The organism is Micromonospora sp. NPDC049359 (genome assembly GCF_044466585.1).
GTDB lineage: Bacteria > Actinomycetota > Actinomycetes > Mycobacteriales > Micromonosporaceae > Micromonospora.
This window is the reverse complement of record NZ_JBITMW010000008.1, coordinates 201,989-225,395: the sequence shown is the minus strand read 5'-3', so window position 1 is coordinate 225,395 and position 23,407 is coordinate 201,989. Positions and strand designations below refer to the sequence as shown.

Sequence of the window (23,407 nt, the reverse complement as noted above, 5' to 3'; positions counted from 1 at the left end):
CGACCTCAGGACCCGACCCTGACACCACCCTGAGATCTCCGAGGCCGGAATGTCGGGGGCGTCCCCGTGGTCGTGGGACGCCGCAGCGTGTGACGATCGAACTCACCGACCCGCACCAAGCCCCACCACCGTGACCAGGGAGCCTGTGATCAGCACCGTGACCCCGCCTCCGCGCCTGTACCGGGCCCCCGAGCATCGGATGGCCGCCGGCGTGGCCGCCGGTATCGCCGACCACCTCGGCATCTCGGTGCTACGCGTGCGCGTCGCGTTCATGGTGCTGCTCGGGCTCAGTGGGCTCGGCCTGCTGCTGTACGCGGCGTTCTGGGCGGTGGTGCCGCTGCGGCCCGGTGACACCGCCGTGCCGCCCCGGCGGGACGTGGCCCAGCTCCTGCCGTTCGTCGCGATCGGGCTCGGCGTCCTGTTGATCCAGGTGATGGTCTTCGACTCGGTCGGCGCGGCGGGCACCGCCGGGTGGCTGGTCGCCATCATCGCGGTCGGCGCGGGCGTGATCTGGCACCAGTCGGCGCCCGAGCGGCGGCGGCGCTGGGGCGAGACGATGCCGGTCCCGTGGCTCGGGGCGGTCGTCGAGGAGAGCGACCGGCGGGCCTTCGTGCTCCGGTTCATCGGCGGCGGGGTACTGGTCGCGGTCGGCATCATCGGTGTCGCGGCGGTCTACTCGCCGGCACAGAACTTCGACGCGGTGATCAACGGGGTGATCTTCGCGCTGGTCGGGTTGGCCGGGGTCGGCGTGGTCGCCGCGCCGGTGCTCTGGCGGACGTACAACCAGCTCCGCGCGGAGCGTGAGGGTCGCATCCGGGAGCAGGAGCGGGCCGAGCTGGCCGCGATGGTGCACGACCAGGTGCTGCACACCCTGGCGCTGATCCAGCGCAACGCGGGCGACGTCAAGACGGTGCAGCGGTTGGCGCGGGGGCAGGAACGCTCGCTGCGCAACTGGCTCTACAAGCCCACGGCCTCGCCGAACGAGCGCTTCGCGGCCGCCCTGGAGCAGGCTGCCGCCGAGGTCGAGGACACGTTCGCGATCACCGTGGAGGCGGTGGTGGTGGGTGACCGCGAGACCGACGAGAAGGTCGGCGCGCTGGTCGCCGCCGCCCGGGAGGCGCTGGTGAACGCGGCACGGCACGCCGGCGTGCAGACCGTGTCGCTCTACGCCGAGGTGGAACCGGAACAGGTAAGTGTCTTCGTCCGGGACCGGGGCAAGGGCTTCGATCCGGATACGGTGGAGGACCACCGGCACGGCGTACGCGGTTCGATCATCGGACGGATGAAGCGGCACGGCGGACGGGCCGAGATCCGGTCCGGCCCGGGGGAGGGGACTGAGGTCCGGTTGATCCTGCCGATCTCCCGGGACTCGTCCGCGGCGGAGAGGAACAAATGACCATGGCCGAGCAGCCGACGGAGCACCCGGTTCAGAGCCGCCCGGAACGCCTGCGGGTCTTCCTGGTGGACGACCACGCGATGTTCCGCGCCGGGGTACGTGCCGAGCTGGGCGCCCACGTCGAGGTGGTGGGCGAGGCGAGCACGGTGGCCGAGGCGGTGGCCCGGATCGCCGTCACGGTGCCCGACGTGGTGCTGCTCGACGTGCACATGCCCGACGGTGGCGGCCGCGCGGTGCTGGAGGCGATGCGGCGCAGTCACCCGCAGGTCAAGTTCCTGGCCCTGAGTGTCTCCGACGCGGCCGAGGACGTGATCGGGCTGATCCGGGCCGGCGCGCGGGGGTACGTCACCAAGACCATCTCGCCGGACGAGTTGGCCGCCGCGATCCGCCGGGTGGCCGACGGTGACGCCGTGTTCAGCCCTCGGCTGGCCGGGTTCGTGCTGGACGCGTTCGCGGCCCGGCCGGACGCGCCGGTCGCCGACCCGGAGCTGGACCAGCTCACCAACCGTGAGCGGGAGGTGCTGCGCCTGCTCGCCCGGGGGTACGCGTACAAGGAGATCGCCAAGGAGTTGTTCATCTCCATCAAGACGGTGGAGACGCACGTGTCGAACGTGCTGCGCAAGCTCCAGATGTCCAACCGGTACGAGCTTTCCCGCTGGGCGGCGGACCGCCGGCTCGTGTGATTAATTCCTCCGCCCCGGCAATTCGGACACATGCCACGGATGCCGCCGGGCGGGGCTGACAAAAGATCAACCGTGGTTCCATACTGCCCCGGTCCCGTTTCCGCGCGTGGGTGTCGCATCCCGTGGAAACGACGGCTCACGCGCGTACCCGCGGATCGCGGGTCACCCCTGGGGGAGAGGTACCACTTCTGATGTTCGGACAACGAGGACAACGCTGGGCGCGGGTCGCCCTGGCCGCTGTCGCCGGCAGCGCCCTGGCGTTCGGCGTGGCAGGCGTCGCCGCAGCCGCTCCGGCCACCGGTGTGGCCAAGGCAGTCGACGGCAGCGAGGTCACCCTCAAGCTCGACGGCAAGACGCGCACCACGTCCGCGCTCGCCCTGAAGATCGACGGCAAGCTGGTGCCGGCTTTCTGCATCGACTACCGCACCAGCGTGAAGCTCGACGGCAAGTACGAGGAGGGCACCTGGGACGAGTCCCAGGTGAAGAACCTCGGCAAGGTGCAGTGGGTGCTCACCCACGGTTACCCGAACGCCGACTCGACCAAGCTCCTCGCCGCCGCCGGCGTGGAGACCAAGATCGGCAAGAAGCAGCTCGACAACCTGCTCTACTTCGGCACCCAGACCGCCATCTGGCACTTCAGCGACGGCATCGAGCTGGGCGCCTGGGAGAAGGACCTGCAGCCGCGCAACCAGTACGAGGTGATCACGAAGGTTCGTGACTACCTCGTCAAGAACGCCACCGACCAGCCGGAGCCGCGTGCCGAGCTGTCCGTCGACCCGGCCAGCGCCACCGCGACGGTCGGCGGCAAGGCCGGTCCGTTCACGGTGAAGGGCCCGGCGGGCGCCATCACCGTCGCGGCCACCGGCGGCACCGCCGTCGACGCCGAGGGCAAGCCGGTCACCACGACCACCAACGGCGGGCAGTTCTGGCTCGCCGCCGAGGCCGCCGGCACGGTCAACGTGACCCTGACCGCGCAGGACTCGGTCTCCTTCGGCCGGGTGTTCCTGTTCACCGGCCCCAAGAAGGCGCAGAAGCTGATCCTCGGTGGCAGCACCGGCGCGACGGTCACCGCCCAGGCGGCGGCCACCTTCACGGCCGTCCCCACGACGCCGCCGGCCACCCCGTCGGCGACCCCGAGCGCGTCGCCGTCGCCGACCACCCCGTCGGCCACGCCGTCGGACTCGGCGCAGCCGGCCAGCCCGGCCCCGTCCACCTCGCCGGCGAGCAACGGTGGCGGCCTGCCGCTGACCGGTTCGCCGATCGCGGCGGCGGCGACCGCGGGTCTGCTGCTGCTCGCCGCGGGCGCGGTGGCCGTCCTGGTGGTGCGTCGCCGTAAGGTCCGCTTCACCGCCTGATCCATTTCGCCGCACCATCGGCCCCGGAACCGCGCGAGCGGTGCCGGGGCCGATGTCATCTCGGCCGTAGGTGGTGTGCAGAAGTCCGTCCGCGGCGCCCTCGTCCACCCAGTTGGTGCTGGTGCCCGTGTAGCGGACGAGGACATCATCCGGACGGGTAAAGAACACTGAGTGCGCGAGCGGTCACCGATCGACGGCCCCGGGTGCGGGGTGACTCACAAAGACCGGGATCTGAGCGCCGCACGGGTCTCCTGGCAGGTCGGAGCGTTGCAGCCGGGGAGCTACACACCGACCGTTTTATGATCATTTTTCAAGTATCGGCTACGTGGCGGGCAACTAACGGCTTGATAACGGCACCTTCACGGAAGAGGCCGGTGGGTGTCACAGTGGCAGCACCTCACCCTCGGTGTGTGGCACTCCGTACGGCCCACGACCATGATCTCCGCTGCTTCCCGGCGGGTTCGTGGTCGCGACGCCTGCGTAGCGTCGTGCCCCGTCGGGTGGGGAGCCCGGCGGATCGGAACATCAGGGGTGTCTCCAAACTTCCCTGTGGTCCCGGCGACCTCCGCCCCGAGGTAGCCGGGCGGTGTCACCCCCAAACGTGCGTGAAACCCACGACGGACCAGGTTAGAAAGAGGAGGCCCCTCGGAATGAGAGTCTCGAAGCGGGCGACGAGCGCGATCGCGCTCAGCGCGGCTGCCGCGCTTGTCGCGAGCGGTTGCTCGAGCGGTGACGGCGACGGCGACGCCGCCGCCAGCAAGGACGGCGCCATCGTCATCCACGGCGTCCAGCCGGAGAACCCGCTGGTTCCGTCGAACACCACGGAGACCGGCGGTGGCAAGGTCATCGACTGGCTGTTCACCGGCCTGGTTGAGTACCCGAACGACGGTGGGGCCCCGCGCAACGCGCTGGCCGAGTCCATCGACACCAAGGACTCCAAGGTCTTCACGATCAAGATCAAGAAGGGTACCAAGTTCCACGACGGTACCGAGGTGAAGGCGAAGAACTTCGTCGACGCCTGGAACTGGGCCGCGTACTCGCCGAACGGCGCGCAGAACGGCTCCTTCTTCTCGGACATCGAGGGCTTCGACAAGACCTACACCGAGGACCCGGACGGCGCGGACGGCCCGCAGAAGGCCCCGACCCCGTCGGCCAAGGAGCTCTCCGGCCTGAAGGTCGTCGACGACCAGACCTTCGAGGTCACCCTCGCCGCGCCGACCGCGGTCTTCCCGACCAAGCTCGGCTACAGCGCCTTCATGCCGCTGCCGGACGCGTTCTTCACCATGAAGCCCGAGGACTTCGGTAAGAAGCCGATCGGCAACGGCCCGGTGAAGTTCGTCTCGTGGCAGGACAACGTCGTCATCAAGCTCACGCGCTTCGACGACTACAACCTGCGTGACAAGATGAAGATCAAGGACGTCGACGTCAAGCTCTACCAGGACGAGACGGCCGCGTACGCCGACCTGCTGAGCAACAACCTCGACTTCATGGAGGTTGTCCCCACCTCGGCGCTCGCCGGCGACAAGTGGAAGGCCGACCTCGGCGAGCGGGGCCTGAACACGGTCACCCCGTCGACCGCGTTCATCGCGTTCCCGATCTACGACAAGCGCTTCCAGAACCCGAAGCTGCGTCGCGCGGTCTCGCTGTCGATCAACCGGCAGGAGATCTCGGACAAGATCTTCTTCGGTACCCGCAAGCCGGCCGACAGCTGGGCGAACCCGCTGACCCCGGGCGCCAAGCCGGGCAACTGCACCGCCTGCAAGTTCGACCCGACCACGGCCAAGCAGCTGCTGACCGAGGCCGGCGGCTTCACCGGTGAGATGGTGTTCTACTACAACGCCGACTCCAGCCACAAGGACTGGATGGACGCCGTTGCGCAGCAGGTCAAGACCAACCTCGGCATCGAGGCCCGCGCCGAGGGCGTCCCGACCTTCGCGGTCTTCCGGCAGAACATCAACGCGCACAAGATGAACGGCCCGTACCGTGCCGCCTGGCAGCAGGACTACCCGGACGTGGAGAACTGGGTCAACCCGCTCTACGTCAAGGGTGGCTCCTCCAACGACGGCCTGTACAGCAACCCGCAGGTCGACACCCTGGCCAAGCAGGCCAGCGCCGCGCCGAGCCTGGAGGCCTCGCACGAGGCGTTCGCCAAGGCCGTCGAGGTTGTCGACCAGGACGTCCCGAGCATCCCGATCTACTTCTACGGCCAGCAGTCCGGCCACTCGGAGAAGATCAAGAAGCTCGAGCTGAACAACGTCGGCGAACTCGACATCACCTCGGTCGAGCTCTGATCCGTACGGTCTGACCCCGGGTCGGGCTCGCCACATCCGGTGAGCCCGACCCGGGGCCGTTCCGCGAGTGGGTGCTACAACATGCCACTCGCCACGTTGTCGCCACCGTGTCGGCCGTCCGACGCGCCCCCTGTCTGGAGGACCACCCCATGGGCCGTTATCTGTTGAGACGGCTGCTCCAACTCGTGCCGGTCTTCATCGGCTCGACTTTCCTGATCTACTGGCTCGTCTGGTCGGTCCCGGGCGACCCGTTCGCCGGCAAGTGCGGCGAGCGCCGCTGCCCGGATCAGTACATCGCGTACATGACCGAGAAGTACCACCTGGACCAGAACGTCTTCGTGCAGTACGGCAACTACATGAAGAACCTCCTTCAGGGCGACTTCGGGCAGACGTTCTCGCAGCGCGAAATCGGCGACATCATCGCCACGGCGTACCCCAACACGCTGAAGCTGGCCCTGGTCGCGCTCGCCATCGAGGCCATCGTCGGCCTCGGCGCCGGCATCCTGACCGGTCTGCGCCGCAACGGCTTCCTGGACAACCTGGTCCTGGTCTCGACCCTCTTCCTGCTCGCGCTGCCGGTGTTCGTCGTCGGCTTCGTGCTGCAGTGGCTGCTGGGCGTGCAGTGGGGCCTCGTCAAGCCGACCGTCTCGTCGGAGATGCGGCTGTCCGAACTGATCGTCCCGGGCTTCGTGCTCGGTAGCGCGTCGGTGGCGTACATCGCCCGGGTGGCCCGCACGAGCATCGCGGAGAACCGCCGAGCGGACTACGTGCGCACCGCCATCGCCAAGGGCCTGCCGATGCGCCGGGTCGTGGGTGTGCACCTGCTGCGCAACTCGCTCATTCCGGTGGTCACCCTGCTCGGCACCGACCTTGGCGCGCTGATGGGCGGCGCGATCGTCACCGAGGGCATCTTCGGCATCAACGGAATCGGCCGCGAGGTCTACCGCGCGATCATCACCAAGGAGAGCGCTACGGTGGTCGGCATCGTGGTCGTACTGGTGGTCGTCTATCTGTTGATGAACCTGTTGGTCGACCTGCTCTACGCCGCCCTGGACCCGAGGATCCGTTATGAGTGACCCAAGCACCGCATCGATCGTCAGCACCCCCACCCCGCAGGCGACGGACACCCCGGCCGCCCCGGGGCCCCAGAGCAACGAGAAGCCGCGCGGTCTGCTCGGTGACGCCTGGCGCGACCTGCGCCGCAAGCCGCTGTTCTGGATCTCGGCGACGTTCATCGTCATCTTCCTGTTGATGGCGGCCTTCCCGTCGCTGTTCGCCCCGGGCGACGCGGTCAACGGCTCCCTGTCGCGCAGCCTCAACAAGGCGTCCGGGAACGCCTGGTTCGGGTACGACCTACAGGGCCGGGACGTCTACGCCCGGGTCATCTACGGTGCCCGCGCCTCCGTCGTGGTCGCCGTGCTCTCCGTGGTCGGCACCCTGCTGGTTGGTGGGACCATGGGCATCATCTCCGGCTACCTCGGTGGTTGGGTCGACACGCTGCTCAGCCGGATCGCCGACGTGTTCTTCGGGGTTCCGTTCGTGCTCGGCGCGATCGTCATCCTGACCACGTTCAACGGCTCGGGCACCAGCAACAGCAAGGCCGAGATCATGGGCCTGGTGACCGTCTCGCTGATCGTGCTGAGCTGGCCGGTCGTGATGCGGCTGATGCGCTCCTCGGTGCTCGCCACCCGGGAGGCCGACTACATCGTCGCGGCCCGCGCGCTGGGTGCCGGTAGCGGTCGGATCATCCTCAAGCACCTGCTGCCGAACTGTCTGGCCCCGCTGCTGGTCTACGGCACGATCATGGTCGGCTCGTTCATCGGCGCCGAGGCCACCCTCTCGTTCCTGGGCGTCGGCCTGAAGTCGCCGGTGGTGTCCTGGGGCATCATGATCAGCGAGGGCAAGGATTTCATCCGGGTCGCGCCGGGGCTGGTGTTCTTCCCCGCCGCCTTCCTCGTCGCCGCGGTGCTGAGCTTCGTGATGCTCGGCGAGGCGGTCCGCGAGGCCCTCGATCCGAAACTCCGCTAGGGGAGATCCAGTGTCCGACATTCTCGTGTCCGAGCAGTCCGCGCCGGGATCCGGCGGGTCCGGGCGTCCCTCCGGCCGGCTGCTCGAGGTCGACGACCTGCGGGTGGAGTTCCGTACCCGGGACGGCGTCGCAAAGGTCATCAACGGGGTCACGTACCACGTCGACGCGGGGGAGACCCTCGCCGTGCTCGGCGAGTCCGGCTCCGGCAAGAGCGTCACGGCGCAGACCATCATGGGCATCCTCGACACGCCCCCGGGTTTCGTCACCGGTGGGCAGGTCCGCTTCCACGGCAAGGACATGCTCCGCATGTCCGGCGAGGAGCGCCGCCGCATCCGCGGCGAGGGCATCGCGATGATCTTCCAGGACGCGCTCTCCGCCCTGAACCCGGTCTTCACCGTCGGGTTCCAGATCGCCGAGCAGTTCCGGGTCCGGCGGGGCATGGGTCGCGCCGACGCCAAGAAGCGCGCGATCGAAATGCTCGACCAGGTCAAGATCCCGAACGCTAAGGGCCGGTTCAACAACTATCCGCACCAGTTCTCCGGTGGTATGCGGCAGCGCGCGATGATCGCGATGTCGCTGGCGCTCGACCCCGAGGTGCTGATCGCCGACGAGCCGACCACCGCGCTCGACGTGACCGTGCAGGCCCAGATCATGGACCTGCTCGCGGAGCTTCAGCGTGAGCGGCAGATGGGCATGATCCTGATCACCCACGACCTCGGCGTGGTCGCCGACGTCGCGGACCGGATCGCCGTCATGTACGCGGGCCGCATCGTCGAGGAAGCCGACGTGTACGACCTGTACGCCAAGCCGGCGCACCCGTACACGATGGGTCTGATCGACTCGATCCCGCGTCTCGACGAGAAGGGGCAGCAGCTCCGGACGATCAAGGGCCTCCCGCCGAACCTGATGAACATCCCGCCGGGCTGCCCGTTCAACCCGCGCTGCCCCATGGCTCAGCCGGTGTGCCGGGAGAAGGTCCCCCCGCTGCTTCAGGTGGGCCACGCCCGGGCCAGCGCCTGCCACTTCGCCGAGGAGCTGGTGAACCGTGTCTGAGAACATCCTCGAGGTCCGTGACCTGGTCAAGCACTACCCCGTCACCCAGGGTGTGGTGTTCAAGAAGACCGTCGGTCAGGTCAAGGCCGTCGACGGGGTCTCGTTCGGTCTTCGGGCCGGCGAGACGCTCGGTGTCGTCGGCGAGTCCGGCTGCGGCAAGTCGACCCTCGCCCGGGTTCTGATGAACCTGGAGAAGCCGACCGCAGGCAGCGTGGTCTACAAGGGCCAGGACATCTCCAAGCTCTCCGGTGGGGCGCTGCGCCGGCTGCGTCGGCAGATCCAGCTGGTCATGCAGGACCCGTACACCTCGCTGAACCCGCGGATGACGGTCGGCGACCTGATCGGTGAGCCGTTCGAGATCCACCCGGAGGTGGCGCCCCGGGGCAGCCGCCGGGCCAAGGTCCGCGAGCTGCTCGACCTGGTCGGGCTGAACCCGGAGCACATCAACCGGTACCCGCACCAGTTCTCCGGCGGTCAGCGGCAGCGCATCGGCATCGCCCGGGCGCTCGCGCTGCGGCCCGAGGTGATCGTCTGCGACGAGCCCGTCTCGGCGCTGGACGTCTCCATCCAGGCCCAGGTGATGAACCTGCTGGAGAAGCTGCAGGGTGAGCTGGGCCTGTCGTACATCTTCATTGCCCACGACCTGTCGGTGGTCCGCCACCTGTCGGACCGCGTGGCGGTGATGTACCTCGGCAAGATCGTCGAGATCGGCACCGAGGACGAGATCTACGAGCGGCCGACCCACCCGTACACCCAGGCGCTGCTCTCGGCGGTGCCGGTGCCGGACCCGACCCAGCGGAACAACAAGACGATCATCCGGCTCACGGGTGACGTGCCGTCGCCGATCAGCCCGCCCTCGGGCTGCCGGTTCCGGACCCGCTGCTGGAAGGCGCAGGATGTCTGCGCCGAGCAGGTCCCGCTGCTGGAGATCCGCCGCGACTCGGACCACCCGAGCGCGTGCCACTTCGCGGAGCGGCGCGAGATCGTCGCCACCCACGAGGCGTGATCCACCGGAACCGCCTGCCGACGTCACCACGACGACGGCAGGCGGTTCTGTCTTTCCCGGCCCGCTGAGCGCCTCAGAGCGGGCCGCGGCCCGCTCGCAGCAGCAACAGCGCCAGTTGCGTACCGTCGGCGCCGAGCGCGAGCCGGAAGCGTTCCAGGATGTCCCGTTCCCGGGAGAGCACCAGCCGGGTGCCGCCGGAGGCCATCCGGGTCGCGCCGACCTCCCGCGACAGCGCGGCCCGCTCCTGCCAGAGCGTGATCAAGGCGTGGTCGATCTCGTCGATCCGCTCCCTGATCTGCACGATCCGCGCGGCGGCGGTCGGCTCCACCGTGCCGGTCCGCGCGTCGGCCGGTTCGCCGGACTCCATCGGAGGGCCCGCCTCCGGCACGCTCCCGTCGACCGGGGCCTGTGCCGGGTCCGGCCGTGCCGGGCCGCCGTTCTGCTCCACCACGTCTGTCATCATCGGGTACCTCTCGCGCTCTGGTGCCCCGTGCCCGCAACCCGGGACGAAAAAGCCCCGGACTCCAGGAGCCCGGGGCTTTTCGCAGGTCTGATCGATCAGGCGCGACCTACGGCAGCCGGACTCCCGGTGCCGTAGTAAAAGTAGTAGCGCGCTCCGATCACGCCGTCGAGTATGCCCACGCGGATGGCCGGCGCGCAAGGATTCGACGCGGTTCGTGACGCAGGGCCCGGCTGGCGGACGGGCCCCGCACCGGTCGGGAAGTGTCCGGCTGGCGGCATAGACTTGGCGCGCGATGCATCCTCTCTTCGACATCCCCGCGTCCCCGCCCGCGCCGGAGTCCGCGCCGGCCCGTCCGCACCGGCCCGGGCCGGCCGCCGCCCGCCTCGATCCGGGGCAACTGCTCGACGGGTTGAACGGGCCGCAGCGCGACGCGGTCAGCCACGCCGGCTCCCCGTTGCTGATCGTGGCCGGCGCCGGTTCCGGCAAGACCCGGGTGCTCACCCACCGGATCGCCTACCTGCTCGCCGCACGGGACGTCCACCCCGGCGAGATCATCGCCATCACGTTCACCAACAAGGCGGCGGGCGAGATGAAGGAGCGCGTCGCCGCGCTGGTCGGTCCCCGGGCCCGGCTGATGTGGGTGTCGACGTTCCACTCCGCGTGCGTCCGCATCCTGCGCGCCGAGCACGAGCACGCCGGCCTCAAATCGACGTTCTCGATCTACGACGCGGATGACTCCCGCCGCCTGATGCAGTTGGTCACCCGGGAGTTGGATCTCGACCCGAAGCGCTACCCGGCGCGTGGGCTGGCCGCCCAGGTCTCCAACCTCAAGAACGAGCTGGTCGACCCGGAGCAGTTCGCCGCGCGGGCCAGCGGGCCCAACGAGCGGGCGCTCGCCGAGGCGTACACGCTCTACCAGCGCCGGCTGCGCGAGGCGCACGCGCTGGACTTCGACGACCTGATCATGACGACGGTGCACCTGCTCCAGTCCCACCCGCACGTGGCCGAGAGCTATCGGCGGCGGTTCCGGCACGTGCTCGTCGACGAATACCAGGACACCAACCACGCCCAGTACGTCCTGATCAAGGAGCTGGTCTCCGGCACCGACGGGCTGGACCCGGCCGAGCTGTGCGTGGTCGGTGACGCCGACCAGTCGATCTACGCGTTCCGGGGCGCGACGATCCGCAACATCCTGGAGTTCGAGCGGGACTTCAGCGACGCGCGGACGATCCTGCTGGAACAGAACTACCGCTCCACGCAGACCATCCTCAACGCGGCCAACGCGGTGATCGACCGCAACACGTCCCGCAAGCCGAAGCGGCTGTGGAGCGAGGCCGGCGACGGCGAGCGGATCGTCGGGTACGTGGCGGACACCGAGCACTCCGAGGCCGACTGGGTGGGCCGGGAGATCGACCGACTCGTCGACGCCGACGAGACCCGCCCCGGTGACGTCGCCGTCTTCTACCGCACCAACGCCCAGTCCCGCGTCTTCGAGGAGGTGTTCATCCGCGCCGGCCTGCCGTACAAGGTGGTCGGCGGGGTGCGCTTCTACGAGCGCAAGGAGGTCCGCGACGCGCTGGCGTACCTGCGCTCGGTGGTCAACGACGACGACACCGTGAGCCTGCGGCGGGTGCTGAACACCCCACGCCGGGGCATCGGCGACCGTGCGGAGGCGTGCGTCGAGGCGCTGTCCAGCCGCGACCGGATCTCGTTCGGCGCGGCGCTGCGCCGGGCCCGTGAGGCGCCCGGCATCTCCACCCGGGCGGCCAACGGCATCGCCGACTTCGTGGCGCTGCTCGACGGCGCACGGGAGCTGGCCGAGACCGGCACCCCGGAGGAGGTGCTGGAGGCCCTGCTGACCCGCTCGGGCTACCTCACCGAGCTGGAGGAGAGCCTCGACCCGCAGGACGCCGGTCGGGTGGACAACCTCCAGGAGTTGGTCAGCGTCGCCCGGGAGTACACCGAGCGGATCGAGGCCCTGGGCGAGGACGGGGAGCGGGCCACCCTGGCCGGGTTCCTGGAGCAGGTCGCGCTGGTGGCCGACGCCGACCAGATCCCCTCCGACGACCCCGACCACCAGGGCGTCGTCACCCTGATGACGTTGCACACCGCCAAGGGCCTCGAGTTTCCGGTGGTCTTCCTGACCGGCCTGGAGGACGGCGTCTTCCCGCACCTGCGCTCGCTGGGCGACACCCGCGAGTTGGAGGAGGAGCGCCGACTGGCGTACGTGGGGATCACCCGTGCCCGACAGCGGCTCTACCTGTCCCGTGCGGTCACCCGTTCGGCGTGGGGGCAGCCGTCCTACAACCCCCCGTCACGCTTCCTGGAGGAGCTGCCGCCGGAGCTGGTGCGCTGGGAGCGCACCGAGGGGTCGTACACCTCGTGGGCTGGCGGGGGCGGCGGCGTCGGTGGCCGCGCGGACCGCGCGCCCGGCGGGCGCGGCACCTTCACCGGGGGTACGCCCAAGGCGGCTCAGCTCGCCCAGCGGCTCGGCGTGGACGGCAGTCGCCTGACCACGGCCAGCGAGCTGCCGCAGGGGCCGAAGGTGGCGGCCGGCGACCGGGTCAACCACCAGCGCTACGGCCTGGGCCGGGTGCTGGCCGTCGAGGGCCACGGCCCGGGTGCCCGCGCGCAGATCGACTTCGGCGACCAGATCATGTGGCTGGTCCTGCGCCACGCCCCGGTCGACAAGCTCTAACCCGCGCCGATCTTGCACTTTCGGTCGTCGACATCGGGGCTCATGCCCTTTTTGTCGCCACAGAAAGTGCAAGATCGGCGCAGGTACGGGGTCAGCAGCCCAGGTCCACGCCTCGGGCGCGCATGAACGGGGCCGGGTCGATCTGGTTCCACATGCCCTGGTGCACCTCGAAGTGCAGGTGTGGGCCGGTGGCGTCGCCGGTGGCGCCCTCGTAACCGATCACCTGGCCGGCTTTGACCTTCTGGCCGACGGTGACCGCGATGCGGCTCTGGTGGGCGTAGTGGGTCAGGTAACCGTTGCCGTGGTCGATGAAGACGGAGTTCCCGTACCCGTCGGCGGCGTCGCCGGCCTGGGTGACAGTGCCGGCCGCCGCGGCGCGGATGGGGGTGCCCGAGGGCAGCGCCAGGTCGATCCCGGCGTGCAGGGTGCCCCAGCGCTCGCCGTAGCAGGAGGTGACCGCGGCCCCGGGCATCGGGTCGACCCAGGCGGCCGTCGGCTTGGTGGTCTTCTTCGGCTTCGGCTTCGGCTTGGCGGTGGCCGTCTTCGTGGGCAACGGGCTGGCGGCGACGGCCGAGGGGCTCGTGGTCGGGCTGGCCGACGGGGAGGCGGGCGGGCTCGCCTCGCGGGCCGAACGGTCGGCCCGGCTGGCGGCCTCGGCCCGGGACTGCGCGTCGAGCGAGACGGCGGTGGGCGCGGGCCGGTCGGGTCCGGTGGTGGCGACGGCGACCCCGCCCAGGCCGAGGGCGACCAGGCTGGCCGCGCCGAGCACGATGAGGCGGTTCCGCCGGCGGGCACGCCGAGGCTGCTCACCGGTGGTGTCGGGGGTGTTCTCGTTCTGGACGGGGCTGTCTTCCGGCACGGCGGACCTTCACAGTCGAGGGGCACTTGACCTCGAAATACTGGTGCCGGGCCGAGTCGGGCGATGGCCGGGACCGGACGCCCGGCCCGCCGGCCGCAGCCGGGACGGCCCGTTATGCGGCGTCCTGAGGCGTTCCGTCCGGATAAGTGATCATGCGGCCCGTGTGCTGGGCCACAGTCGACGCTGTGACCCAGGGAACATCAGCGCACGCAGAACCGCCCGGATCGACAGATCCGGGCGGTCAACGGTCAGTACCCAGCGTCAGGACGCGGCTACATCGCTGTAGATTGCCTCGACTTGCAGCTTGATGTCCACTCCGCGCTCCTGCAGGTACGGAACGGGGTCGATCGGTGCGCCCTTGACATGGAGTTCGAGGTGCAGGTGGGTGCCGTAGGCGTGACCGGTCTGGCCCACCAGGCCGAGCTGGTCGCCCGCCTTGACCTGCTGGCCCTCCTTGACGCTGAGCGCGGAGGAGTGGCCGTAGATGGCCTCGCTGCCGTCGGCGTGCTGCACGATCACGGCGTAGCCGTAGCCGCCGAACCAGCCGGCCTTGGTGACCAGCCCGTCGTGGACGGCCACGTAGGGCGTGCCCTCGGGGACGACCAGGTCGACACCGGTGTGCAGCTTGCCCCACCGCATCCCGTATGGCGAGTTGAAGTCGTAGCCCTGCAGCGGCAGCATCCAGACCTCGGGCTCGGCCGCTTCCTTGCCGCGGCTGTCCCGGGAGGCGCGCTCGGCGTTGTCCGCGCGGGCTGCGGCGTCCTGGCTGGTGACCGACGCCTGCTTGAGCTCGTCGAGCACCGACGGGCTGACGTCCTTGGCGTCCGGCAGGGCCGACGCGCCCAGCGCGACGATGCCCGCGCCGACGAACGCGGTGGTGACGACCGCCGCGTAACGGCTACGCGGGGGGGTGGGTACGCGGCGGCGGCCGCGATATCGATCGGGCTCAGACGACAGGCGCTGGCGCACGCACACCCTCCGTTGTCGGGGTTCCGAGGCGACCGGTGGACGTCCGTGAAGCTCGGATGAACGTCTGCCGACCGCGTCGTCACCCGTCCATGGACCTGATGACAACCGTGGACACGTTAGCCAACCACCAGGCGAGTCACAAGCCAGACCGCTGAATTGGCGTGTCGACTTGTCCGTTTGCGTCCGTGATTGTCATGCATCGTGCCGTCGAACGGTGCCCCCGTAACCACCCGTTCGTCGCCGAGCGTGACCGATCCGGCGGAGTCGTCCGGCTTGACGCCACGGCCGGGCGAGGGCGCTTGCCGCCGGGCGCGTCCGTGGTCGCCGGGATGACGGACGTGTTTCCAGCCCGGATTTCCCGGCCCCGGCCGGGCGGGTTACCGTTCGTTCAGGTGAAGGCCGTGGAGCCGGTGAAAGGTGTGCGCTGATGAGCTCTCGAATTCGGGTCGTCGTCGCGAAGCCAGGTCTGGACGGCCACGACCGCGGCGCGAAGGTCGTCGCCCGCGCCCTGCGGGACGCCGGGATGGAGGTCGTCTACACCGGCCTGCACCAGACGCCCGAGCAGATCGTGGAGACGGCCATCCAGGAGGACGCCGACGCGGTCGGACTCTCCGTGCTCTCCGGCGCGCACATGACGCTGTTCCGTCGGGTGCTGGAGTTGCTCACCGAGCGCGACGCGCGGGACATCGTCGTCTTCGGTGGCGGCATCATCCCGAACGACGACATCCCGGAGTTGGAGAAGCTGGGCGTCGCGAAGATCTTCACGCCGGGCGCCACCACCCAGGCGATCGTCGAGTGGGTCCGCGAGAACGTGGCGCAGCCGGTCTCCTGAGCGGCGGCGCGGTATCCGGGCACGGGGGAGGGGCCGGACGCACCCCTCACACGTCCGGCCCCTCTATGCACGATGCCCCGCCGCCACCCCTCGACCGACAGGGCATCGGCCGTCTCCCGTCATCGCGCTGTGCAGCGCTCCGACACCTGACTCAACGACGACCCCACGGCCGGGTTACGCACCCCTGCCAACATCGCCCGGACGGCTGACACCGACCCTGGCCTGGTCGGAACGGGTCGTGTCCCGACCGCCTCTGTGCATTACGGCACACCGCGCACCCGCTCGGTTGCCGGCCGTGCCCACCTCGCTAGGCTGCGGCCAATGGCCTGTTTCAACTGATGACAGGCGTCAAACTGTTTTCTGAACGCTGGTGGCGGCGCGACGGCGCGCCGCGGAGACGGGACGGGACGCGCAATCGTGGACCTGTACGAGTACCAGGGGCGGGACCTGTTCGAGCGGCACGGCTTGCCCGTGCTGGCCGGCGGCGTTGCCACGACCCCGGAAGAGGCCCGCGCGATCGCCGAACGCCTCGGCGGTCGAGTGGTCGTCAAGGCGCAGGTGAAGGTCGGCGGCCGAGGCAAGGCCGGTGGCGTCAAGCTCGCCGAGGGCCCGGATGAGGCGGTGGCCAGGGCCACCGACATCCTGGGCATGGACATCAAGGGTCACACCGTCCACAAGGTCATGATCACCGTGACGGCGGACGTGGCCGAGGAGTACTACTTCTCGTACCTGCTCGACCGGGCGAACCGCACCTTCCTCTGCATCGCCAGCGTGGCCGGCGGTATGGACATCGAGCAGGTCGCCGCCGAGACCCCGGACCGCGTGGTGAAGGCGCCGATCGACGCCAACACCGGTGTCGACGAGGCCAAGGCGCGGGAGATCGTCACCGCGGCCGGCTTCCCGGCCGAGGTCGCCGACCAGGTCGTCGAGGTGGCCGTCGGCCTGTGGCAGGCGTTCGTCGCCGAGGACGCCACCCTGGTCGAGGTGAACCCTCTCGCCAAGAACGGCGACGGGCGGCTGCTGCTGCTCGACGCCAAGATCACCCTGGACGAGAACGCCGCGTTCCGGCACCCGGACCACGAGGCCCTGGTCGACCAGGCCAGCGTGGACCCGTTGGAGCAGGCCGCCAAGGCCAAGGACCTCAACTACGTCAAGCTCGACGGCGAGGTCGGCATCATCGGCAACGGCGCGGGCCTGGTCATGTCGACCCTCGACGTGGTCGCGTACGCCGGTGAGCGGCACGGCAACGTCAAGCCGGCCAACTTCCTCGACATCGGCGGTGGCGCGAGCGCCGCGGTGATGGCGAACGGGCTGGAGATCGTGCTCTCCGACCCGGCCGTGAAGAGCGTCTTCGTCAACGTCTTCGGCGGCATCACCGCCTGCGACGAGGTCGCCAACGGCATCATCCAGGCGCTGGCCCTGCTCGAGCAGCGTGGCGAGAAGGTCACCAAGCCGCTCGTCGTCCGTCTCGACGGCAACAACGCCGAGGCTGGCCGGGCGATCCTGGACGGCGCGAACAACCCGCTCGTGCAGCGGGTGGACACCATGGACGGTGCGGCCGAGCGGGCCGCTGAGCTGGCAGCTGCGGGGGTCTGATCATGGCTATCTGGCTGACCAAGGAATCGAAGGTCATCGTCCAGGGGATGACCGGCTCCGAGGGCTCCAAGCACACCCGGCGGATGCTCGCCGCCGGCACCAACGTGGTGGGCGGCGTCAACCCGCGCAAGGCGGGCCAGAAGGTCGACTTCGACGGCACCGAGCTGCCGGTGTTCGCGTCCGTGGCGGACGCCATGGCCGAGACCGGTGCCGACGTCACCGTCATCTTCGTGCCGCCGCAGTTCACCAAGGCCGCCGTGGTCGAGGCGATCGACGCCGCGATTCCGCTGGCCGTGGTGATCACCGAGGGCGTGCCGGTGCACGACACCGCCGCGTTCTGGGCGTACAACCTCGCCCAGGGCGAGCGCACCCGAATCATCGGGCCGAACTGCCCGGGGATCGCCTCCCCGGGCGCGTCCAACGCCGGCATCATCCCGGCCGACATCACCGGCTCCGGCCGGATCGGCCTGGTCAGCAAGAGCGGCACGCTGACCTACCAGATGATGTACGAGCTGCGCGACATCGGCTTCTCCACCTGCGTCGGCATCGGTGGCGACCCGATCATCGGCACCACGCACATCGACGCCCTCAAGGCGTTCGAGGCCGACCCGGAGACCGACGCCATCGTGATGATCGGTGAGATCGGCGGCGACGCCGAGGAGCGGGCCGCCGAGTTCATCAAGGCCAACGTCACCAAGCCGGTGGTGGGCTACATCGCCGGATTCACCGCGCCCCCCGGCAAGACCATGGGCCACGCCGGCGCGATCATCTCCGGCTCGGCCGGCACCGCCGAGGCGAAGCAGGCGGCGCTCGAGGCCGTCGGGGTGAAGGTCGGCAAGACGCCGACCGAGACCGCGAAGCTGATGCGGGAGATCATGTCCGGCAACTGAGCCGGCAGGGCAACAGCGAAGGGGTCGACCGGAACCGGTCGGCCCCTTCGTCGTACCGCCGGCTCAGTCGTTGTTCCAGAACGGGTAGTTGCCGGTGAGACGCAGGATCGAGCCGCCGATGATGTTGATCACGCCGAACGCGATGGCGAGGTAGCCGAGCACCGGGGACTGGCCGTTACGCCGCGCGTCCCGCAGTGACAGGTAACCGAAGATGATGCCGAGGATGCCGCAACAGATCAGGCCGAGGACGATGCCCAGCACGCCCCAGAGCGTGGTGCGGTCCCGGCCCCGGGCCGGCGGTGGCGGCGGGTATGCGGTCGTCACGACTACCTCCGGTCGGTCCTGGGCGGCGGGCGGACCCGGGCCGCGACCGGCGGATGAGACCCGATGGCGGCGACGGCCACCCCCCTCTGGGCCGAGGCTAGACCCGCGCGGGCCGTCCGGAACCCGGTTCGCCCAACTCGCCGCCGCTGAGGGCGCGTTAACGGACTGCCACAGCCCGCGCGACGTGCCAGAGTAGAGCGGATGTCCCCCGTCACCCCTGACCGTCCCAGCCGTGCCGGCGGCGTACGCGCCGACGACCGGCCGGTCGACCGCGCCCCGCCGCGCCGACGGGTGCCCGCGCCCCGCGCCGGTGGGTCGCCGCGCGGACGGGCGCCGTTGCCCGTCGCCGCCGGGGTGGCCGCCGGCGGGGCCGCCCTCACCTCGTACCTGCCGGTGGCCATCGTGCTCGGCCTGGTCCAGTTGGGCGCGGACTCCACCACGCTGGGCGGCACCCTGCGCACCGCGTTGGCCGGTTGGCTGGTGGGGCACGGCGTTCCGCTGCACACCGAGGCGGGCCCGTTCGGGCTCGCCCCGCTGGCGCTGACCGTGCTCGCGCTGTGGCGACTCACCCGGGCCGGCGTGCACGTGAGTCGCGCGATCGGCGCCCGCGACAGCCGCTCACCGCGCCGGGCGCTGATCGCGGCCGGAGCGGTCGGTCTGGCGTACGCCCTGCTCGGCGCTCTCGCCGCGGTGCTGATCGGCGCGCACGGTCCACAGGTGTCCCCGGTGCGGGCGGCGGCCACGTTCGCGATGGTCGGCACGCTCGGCGCGCTGGTCGGCGCGATCCGGATCACCGCCGTGACCCGGCTGCTCGTCGCCCGGATACCCGGCCCGCTGCGCGACGGCGTCCGCACCGGCCTGGTGGCCGCGCTCCTGCTGCTCGGCGCGGGGGCCGGCGCGGCCGGCCTGGCCGTGGCCACCGGGGGCGGCGACGCGGCGGACATGATCGGCGCGTACCGGACCGGCGTGGCCGGGCAGGCCGGGATCACCCTGGTCAGCATGGCGTACGCGCCGAACGCGGCGGTCTGGTCGACGAGCTATCTGCTCGGGCCGGGCTTCGCGGTCGGCGTCGACACGGCGGTGCGTACCAGCGAGGTGTCCGTCGGCGCGCTGCCGGCCGTACCCCTGCTCGCCGGCCTGCCGCGCGGCCCGGTGGACGGCCTCGGCGCCCTGCTGCTCGCGGTGCCGGTGCTGGCCGGGATGGTCGCCGGCTGGCTGCTCGCCCGCCGGCTGGCCCGCGTCGCCGGGCCGGAGCGCGCCCCGCGACGGTGGGCGGAGTTGCTGGCGCCGGCCGCGTTGGCCGGCCCGGTGGCCGGCGTGCTGCTCGGCGTCGCCGCCGCGGCCTCCGCTGGACCACTCGGATCGGGGCGGCTGGCGCAGCTCGGGCCGGTGGCCTGGCAGGTCGGCGCCGTGGCGGCCGGCGTCGTCGCGGTAGGCGCGCTACTCGGCGCCGCCGCCACCCGCGTACTGGCCCGCACCCCCCGCCCCACCCCCTGACCTTCGGTTGATCAGGAAGCTGTTGTCACGACACGCCGAGGTGCGGGGCGATAACTTCATGATCAACGCGTGGGGGATCGAGGGTGGGAACGCCGCGGGGCGCCCCGGAGGAGATCCGGAGCGCCCCGACGAGAGGGTTGCCGATCAGGGCTCGGTCGGCAGGCTGAAGCTCCCGATGACGTTCAGCAGGAGCAGCAGGATGCCCAGGCCGACGCCGACCGCGCCGCAGATCAGACCGGCCTTGGCCTGGCCCGCGTTGCTGGCCTGGCCCTGGGCGACCTTCTGCTTGGCGAGGTAGCCGGTCACCACGGCGGCGATGCCCACCGGGATACCCAGGAAGACGCAGCAGACCAGCGGGATCGACGCGATGCCGAGGATCATCGACACCAGACCGAGGGTGTTGTTCTGCCCCTGGGCCTGCGGGTACCCGGCGTTCGGGTACGTCGGAGCGCCGTAGGGCGCCTGCGGCTGCTGCCCGTACGGGGCCTGCGGCGCGCCGTACGGGTCCTGCGGCGGCTGGCCGTAGGGCTGCCCCGGAGCGGGCTGGCCGTACGGCTGGCCCGAGGTGGGCTGCTGGCCGTACGGGGCGGCCGGCGGCGGGGCGTACGGGTCGTGCGGCGGCTGGGGTGCGGTCGGGTCGTTCGGCTGCTGGCCGTACGGGTCGTTCGGCTGCTGGCCGTACGGGTCCTGACCGGGATTACCGGGCTGCATTCGAGAGAACTCCTTGGTTGGATCCGTCAGTTGGTGCTGCTGTTCCCACTCATGATCGCGCCCAGGCCGCCCAACGCACAGCACAGCAACACGATGACAAGCCACGCGATGCCCACGATGAGGGCCCACTTCGACCACTTCCGCGACTCTGCGGCGGCGGCCTGGGCACCGGCGTAGTCACCCTGCTGCAGCAGCGGGTTGACCTTCGACGCGTTGATGATCGCCGGGATGGCCAGGGGCCAGAACAGGAAGATGGCGACGATCGACATCGTCATGTTGTTGTTGATCGGCGGCTGCTGCTGGGGGTGGGCGCCGGGGTGCATGGGGGTGCTCCTCATTCGATCGGCACGCTCGCCGTGCCGGATTACTGACAGGGGTGCGGGCCGGCGCGGTGTCCAGCCCGAGCGACCGGCAGCGTACCGGTTCGATGCTCGTCCGCACCGGCACAGAATCGGCGCGCCGCCCGGTCGAAGGTCGTTCGTGACCTGCCCGATAGGGTGTTGCGGTGACCGAGCCCGCGTCCGTCGCCCGCATCGTCGTCCTCGTCTCCGGCTCCGGGAGCAACCTCCAGGCCCTGCTGGACGCCGCGGTCGATCCCGCGTACGGCGCCCAGGTGGTGGCGGTCGGCGCGGACCGCGACGGCATCGCGGGCCTGGACCGGGCCGAGGCCGCCGGGGTGCCGACGTTCGTCGAGCGGGTCCCGGATCACGACAGCCGGGAAGACTGGGACCGGGCGCTCACCGCGCACGTCGCCAAGCACCAACCGGACCTGGTCATCTCCGCCGGGTTCCTCAAGCTGGTCGGCCCGCACTTCCTCGCCGCCTTCGGCGACCGCTACCTGAATACCCACAACACCCTGCTGCCGGCGTTTCCCGGCATCCACGGCCCGCGCGACGCTCTCGCCTACGGCGTGAAGCTCACCGGGGCCACGCTGTTCTTCGTCGACGCCGGCATGGACACCGGGCCGATCGTGGCGCAGGTCGCAGTGCCGGTGCTGGACGACGACGACGTGGACACCCTCACCGAACGCATCAAGGAAGCCGAGCGCCGCCAGCTCGTCGAGCAGGTCGGTCGGCTGGTCCGCGAAGGCTGGACCATCACCGGAAGGAAGGTCACGGTTCCGTGAGTCCCACTCAGGACGGGCGTCGCCCGATTCGGCGGGCGCTGGTCAGCGTCTACGACAAGACCGGGTTGGTCGAGCTGGCCCAGGCCCTGCACGCGGCCGGTGTGGAGATCGTGTCCACCGGCAGCACGGCGGGCACCATCGCCGCCGCCGGGGTGCCGGTGACGCCGGTGGAGACGGTGACCGGGTTCCCCGAGGTGCTCGACGGCCGGGTGAAGACCCTGCACCCGAAGGTGCACGCGGGCCTGCTCGCCGACCTGCGCAAGGACACCCACGTGGCCCAGCTCGACGAGCTGGGGGTGGCCGCGTTCGACCTGCTGGTCTCCAACCTCTATCCGTTCCAGGCGACCGTCGCCTCCGGGGCCGGCGTCGAGGAGTGCGTGGAGCAGATCGACATCGGCGGCCCGGCAATGGTGCGCGCCGCCGCCAAGAACCACGCCTCGGTCGCCGTGCTCACCGACCCGGCCGGCTACCCGGCGCTGCTCGGCGCGCTCGACGAGGGCGGCTTCACGCTGGCCCAGCGTCGCGCGCTCGCGGCCCGCGCGTTCGCCGACATCGCCGAGTACGACGTGGCGGTCGCCCAGTGGTGTGCCCGTGAGCTGGCTCCCGCCGACGACACCTGGCCGGCGTTCGCCGGTTCGGCGCTGCGCAAGTCGACGGTGCTGCGGTACGGCGAGAACCCGCACCAGCCGGCCGCTCTCTACGTCGACCCGGACGCCCCGGCAGGGCTGGCTCAGGCCGAGCAGTTGCACGGCAAGGAGATGTCGTACAACAACTACGTGGACGCGGACGCCGCCTGGCGGGCCGCGAACGACTTCGCCGACCAGCCGGCCGTGGCGATCATCAAGCACGCCAACCCGTGCGGCATCGCGGTGGGCGTGGACGTGGCCGAGGCGCACCGCCGGGCGCACGCCTGCGACCCGGTGTCGGCGTTCGGCGGTGTCATCGCCGTCAACCGGCCGGTCTCGGTCGAGATGGCCCGGCAGGTCGCGGACATCTTCACCGAGGTGGTGGTCGCCCCCGGCTTCGACGAGGGCGCGGTCGAGGTGTTGCAGGGCAAGAAGAACATCCGGCTGCTGCGCGCGCCCGCGTGGACTCCGGCTGCCGTCGAGTGGCGGTCGGTGACTGGCGGCGTGTTGACCCAGGCCGCCGACCGGGTGGACGCCCCCGGCGACGACCCGGCGAGCTGGCAGTTGGCGACCGGTGAGCCCGCCGACGAGGAGCTGCTGCGCGACCTGGCGTTCGCCTGGCGGGCGGTCCGCGCGGTGAAGAGCAACGCGATCCTGCTCGCCAAGGACGGCGCGACCGTCGGGGTGGGCATGGGTCAGGTCAACCGCGTCGACTCGGCGCAGCTCGCGGTCAGCCGCGCCGGCGCCGACCGGGCCCGTGGCTCGGTGGCCGCCTCGGACGCGTTCTTCCCGTTCGCCGACGGCCCGCAGATCCTCATCGACGCGGGCGTCCGCGCCATCGTCCAGCCCGGCGGCTCCATCCGCGACGAAGAGGTAATCGAAGCGGCGAAGAAGGCCAACGTAACGATGTACCTGACGAAGACCCGCCACTTCTTCCACTGACCCACCCCACCCCGCCCCACCCCGCCCCGCCCCACCCCGCCCCGCCCCGCCCTGCCCTGCC

The 23,407-nt window shown here is 70.6% G+C and carries 21 protein-coding genes; 15 read left to right on the top strand and 6 right to left on the bottom strand.

The window, feature by feature from the left end; genetic code table 11:
- Positions 1-130 precede the first annotated feature (130 nt).
- From ACIBTX_RS20030 to ACIBTX_RS19995, 8 genes are all read left to right on the top strand, one after another.
- Entirely contained in the window at positions 131-1,396 is a 1,266-nt protein-coding gene (locus ACIBTX_RS20030) for a PspC domain-containing protein (protein WP_357126274.1), read from the top strand.
- 2 nt (positions 1,397-1,398) lie between these two features.
- A complete protein-coding gene (locus ACIBTX_RS20025; RefSeq protein WP_357126583.1) occupies positions 1,399-2,079 on the top strand; it encodes a response regulator transcription factor in 681 nt (226 codons plus the stop codon).
- Positions 2,080-2,270: 191 nt separating this feature from the next.
- Positions 2,271-3,434, top strand: a complete 1,164-nt coding sequence (locus tag ACIBTX_RS20020) for a Cys-Gln thioester bond-forming surface protein (protein WP_357126271.1) — start codon at positions 2,271-2,273, stop codon at positions 3,432-3,434.
- Between the two features lie 650 nt (positions 3,435-4,084).
- Positions 4,085-5,725, top strand: a complete 1,641-nt coding sequence (locus tag ACIBTX_RS20015) for an ABC transporter substrate-binding protein (protein ID WP_357126268.1) — start codon at positions 4,085-4,087, stop codon at positions 5,723-5,725.
- Between the two features lie 149 nt (positions 5,726-5,874).
- Entirely contained in the window at positions 5,875-6,801 is a 927-nt protein-coding gene (locus ACIBTX_RS20010; RefSeq protein ID WP_357126265.1) for an ABC transporter permease, read from the top strand.
- The gene (locus tag ACIBTX_RS20005) at positions 6,794-7,753 is read left to right on the top strand and encodes an ABC transporter permease (protein ID WP_357126262.1); all 960 of its coding nucleotides are present in this window, start codon (positions 6,794-6,796) and stop codon (positions 7,751-7,753) included. Before ACIBTX_RS20010 ends, ACIBTX_RS20005 begins: the two co-directional genes overlap by 8 nt.
- Before the next feature lie 25 nt (positions 7,754-7,778).
- A complete protein-coding gene (locus ACIBTX_RS20000) occupies positions 7,779-8,807 on the top strand; it encodes an ABC transporter ATP-binding protein (protein WP_357126580.1) in 1,029 nt (342 codons plus the stop codon).
- Positions 8,800-9,813 (top strand): dipeptide ABC transporter ATP-binding protein, encoded by a 1,014-nt coding sequence (locus tag ACIBTX_RS19995; protein ID WP_355050671.1) that lies wholly within the window; start codon positions 8,800-8,802, stop codon positions 9,811-9,813. The genes ACIBTX_RS20000 and ACIBTX_RS19995 overlap by 8 nt, the downstream gene beginning before the upstream one ends.
- A gap of 73 nt (positions 9,814-9,886) precedes the next feature.
- Here the strand turns inward: ACIBTX_RS19995 and ACIBTX_RS19990 are convergent, their stop codons facing one another.
- Positions 9,887-10,276 carry a chorismate mutase gene (locus tag ACIBTX_RS19990; RefSeq protein ID WP_396832832.1) on the bottom strand — a complete coding sequence of 130 codons (390 nt, stop codon included), beginning with the start codon at positions 10,274-10,276 and terminating at the stop codon, positions 9,887-9,889.
- Between the two features lie 292 nt (positions 10,277-10,568).
- Between ACIBTX_RS19990 and pcrA the strand changes: the two genes are divergently transcribed.
- Positions 10,569-12,974 carry a DNA helicase PcrA gene (gene pcrA / locus ACIBTX_RS19985; protein WP_396832831.1) on the top strand — a complete coding sequence of 802 codons (2,406 nt, stop codon included), beginning with the start codon at positions 10,569-10,571 and terminating at the stop codon, positions 12,972-12,974.
- Between the two features lie 91 nt (positions 12,975-13,065).
- Here pcrA and ACIBTX_RS19980 read toward each other — a convergent pair whose 3' ends face one another.
- Together ACIBTX_RS19980 and ACIBTX_RS19975 are read right to left on the bottom strand one after the other, a co-directional pair.
- Positions 13,066-13,833, bottom strand: a complete 768-nt coding sequence (locus ACIBTX_RS19980) for a M23 family metallopeptidase (RefSeq protein ID WP_363661427.1) — start codon at positions 13,831-13,833, stop codon at positions 13,066-13,068.
- Between the two features lie 261 nt (positions 13,834-14,094).
- Positions 14,095-14,802, bottom strand: a complete 708-nt coding sequence (locus ACIBTX_RS19975; protein ID WP_357126252.1) for a M23 family metallopeptidase — start codon at positions 14,800-14,802, stop codon at positions 14,095-14,097.
- Between the two features lie 427 nt (positions 14,803-15,229).
- Here ACIBTX_RS19975 and ACIBTX_RS19970 point away from each other — a divergent pair, with 427 nt between their 5' ends.
- The 3 genes from ACIBTX_RS19970 (at position 15,230) to sucD (ending at position 18,120) form a co-directional block, all read left to right on the top strand.
- Positions 15,230-15,634, top strand: coding sequence for a cobalamin B12-binding domain-containing protein (locus tag ACIBTX_RS19970; protein ID WP_357126249.1), 405 nt, complete (start codon positions 15,230-15,232; stop codon positions 15,632-15,634).
- A 417-nt stretch (positions 15,635-16,051) separates the two neighbouring features.
- The gene (gene sucC / locus ACIBTX_RS19965) at positions 16,052-17,230 is read left to right on the top strand and encodes an ADP-forming succinate--CoA ligase subunit beta (protein ID WP_357126246.1); all 1,179 of its coding nucleotides are present in this window, start codon (positions 16,052-16,054) and stop codon (positions 17,228-17,230) included.
- Positions 17,231-17,232: 2 nt separating this feature from the next.
- Positions 17,233-18,120 carry a succinate--CoA ligase subunit alpha gene (gene sucD, locus ACIBTX_RS19960; RefSeq protein WP_357126243.1) on the top strand — a complete coding sequence of 296 codons (888 nt, stop codon included), beginning with the start codon at positions 17,233-17,235 and terminating at the stop codon, positions 18,118-18,120.
- A 63-nt stretch (positions 18,121-18,183) separates the two neighbouring features.
- Here the strand turns inward: sucD and ACIBTX_RS19955 are convergent, their stop codons facing one another.
- Positions 18,184-18,444 (bottom strand): DUF4190 domain-containing protein, encoded by a 261-nt coding sequence (locus tag ACIBTX_RS19955; protein ID WP_357174470.1) that lies wholly within the window; start codon positions 18,442-18,444, stop codon positions 18,184-18,186.
- A gap of 201 nt (positions 18,445-18,645) precedes the next feature.
- On the opposite strand from ACIBTX_RS19955, the gene ACIBTX_RS19950 reads away from it, so the two are divergent.
- Positions 18,646-19,941 (top strand): DUF6350 family protein, encoded by a 1,296-nt coding sequence (locus ACIBTX_RS19950; protein WP_396832830.1) that lies wholly within the window; start codon positions 18,646-18,648, stop codon positions 19,939-19,941.
- Between the two features lie 144 nt (positions 19,942-20,085).
- Here ACIBTX_RS19950 and ACIBTX_RS19945 read toward each other — a convergent pair whose 3' ends face one another.
- Together ACIBTX_RS19945 and ACIBTX_RS19940 are read right to left on the bottom strand one after the other, a co-directional pair.
- The gene (locus tag ACIBTX_RS19945) at positions 20,086-20,652 is read right to left on the bottom strand and encodes a DUF4190 domain-containing protein (RefSeq protein ID WP_357126234.1); all 567 of its coding nucleotides are present in this window, start codon (positions 20,650-20,652) and stop codon (positions 20,086-20,088) included.
- A gap of 26 nt (positions 20,653-20,678) precedes the next feature.
- A complete protein-coding gene (locus ACIBTX_RS19940) occupies positions 20,679-20,975 on the bottom strand; it encodes a CD225/dispanin family protein (protein WP_363661426.1) in 297 nt (98 codons plus the stop codon).
- A gap of 182 nt (positions 20,976-21,157) precedes the next feature.
- Here ACIBTX_RS19940 and purN point away from each other — a divergent pair, with 182 nt between their 5' ends.
- Complete coding sequence (gene purN / locus ACIBTX_RS19935; RefSeq protein ID WP_355050659.1) at positions 21,158-21,778, top strand: phosphoribosylglycinamide formyltransferase; 621 nt, start codon at positions 21,158-21,160, stop codon at positions 21,776-21,778.
- Positions 21,775-23,346 carry a bifunctional phosphoribosylaminoimidazolecarboxamide formyltransferase/IMP cyclohydrolase gene (gene purH, locus ACIBTX_RS19930; protein ID WP_357126230.1) on the top strand — a complete coding sequence of 524 codons (1,572 nt, stop codon included), beginning with the start codon at positions 21,775-21,777 and terminating at the stop codon, positions 23,344-23,346. The genes purN and purH overlap by 4 nt, the downstream gene beginning before the upstream one ends.
- Positions 23,347-23,407 lie beyond the last annotated feature (61 nt).

Excerpts from the sequence above, each read along its gene's own strand:
- ACIBTX_RS19945 (WP_357126234.1), bottom strand. The coding sequence starts at position 20,652 with ATGCAGCCCGGTAATCCCGGTCAGGACCCGTACGGCCAGCAGCCGAAC.
- ACIBTX_RS19990 (WP_396832832.1), bottom strand. The coding sequence starts at position 10,276 with ATGATGACAGACGTGGTGGAGCAGAACGGCGGCCCGGCACGGCCGGAC.
- ACIBTX_RS20015 (WP_357126268.1), top strand. The coding sequence starts at position 4,085 with ATGAGAGTCTCGAAGCGGGCGACGAGCGCGATCGCGCTCAGCGCGGCT.
- ACIBTX_RS19970 (WP_357126249.1), top strand. The coding sequence starts at position 15,230 with ATGAGCTCTCGAATTCGGGTCGTCGTCGCGAAGCCAGGTCTGGACGGC.
- ACIBTX_RS20020 (WP_357126271.1), top strand. The coding sequence starts at position 2,271 with ATGTTCGGACAACGAGGACAACGCTGGGCGCGGGTCGCCCTGGCCGCT.
- sucD (WP_357126243.1), top strand. The coding sequence starts at position 17,233 with ATGGCTATCTGGCTGACCAAGGAATCGAAGGTCATCGTCCAGGGGATG.
- pcrA (WP_396832831.1), top strand. The coding sequence starts at position 10,569 with ATGCATCCTCTCTTCGACATCCCCGCGTCCCCGCCCGCGCCGGAGTCC.
- ACIBTX_RS19940 (WP_363661426.1), bottom strand. The coding sequence starts at position 20,975 with ATGCACCCCGGCGCCCACCCCCAGCAGCAGCCGCCGATCAACAACAAC.
- ACIBTX_RS19950 (WP_396832830.1), top strand. The coding sequence starts at position 18,646 with ATGTCCCCCGTCACCCCTGACCGTCCCAGCCGTGCCGGCGGCGTACGC.
- ACIBTX_RS20005 (WP_357126262.1), top strand. The coding sequence starts at position 6,794 with ATGAGTGACCCAAGCACCGCATCGATCGTCAGCACCCCCACCCCGCAG.
- ACIBTX_RS20025 (WP_357126583.1), top strand. The coding sequence starts at position 1,399 with ATGGCCGAGCAGCCGACGGAGCACCCGGTTCAGAGCCGCCCGGAACGC.
- ACIBTX_RS20010 (WP_357126265.1), top strand. The coding sequence starts at position 5,875 with ATGGGCCGTTATCTGTTGAGACGGCTGCTCCAACTCGTGCCGGTCTTC.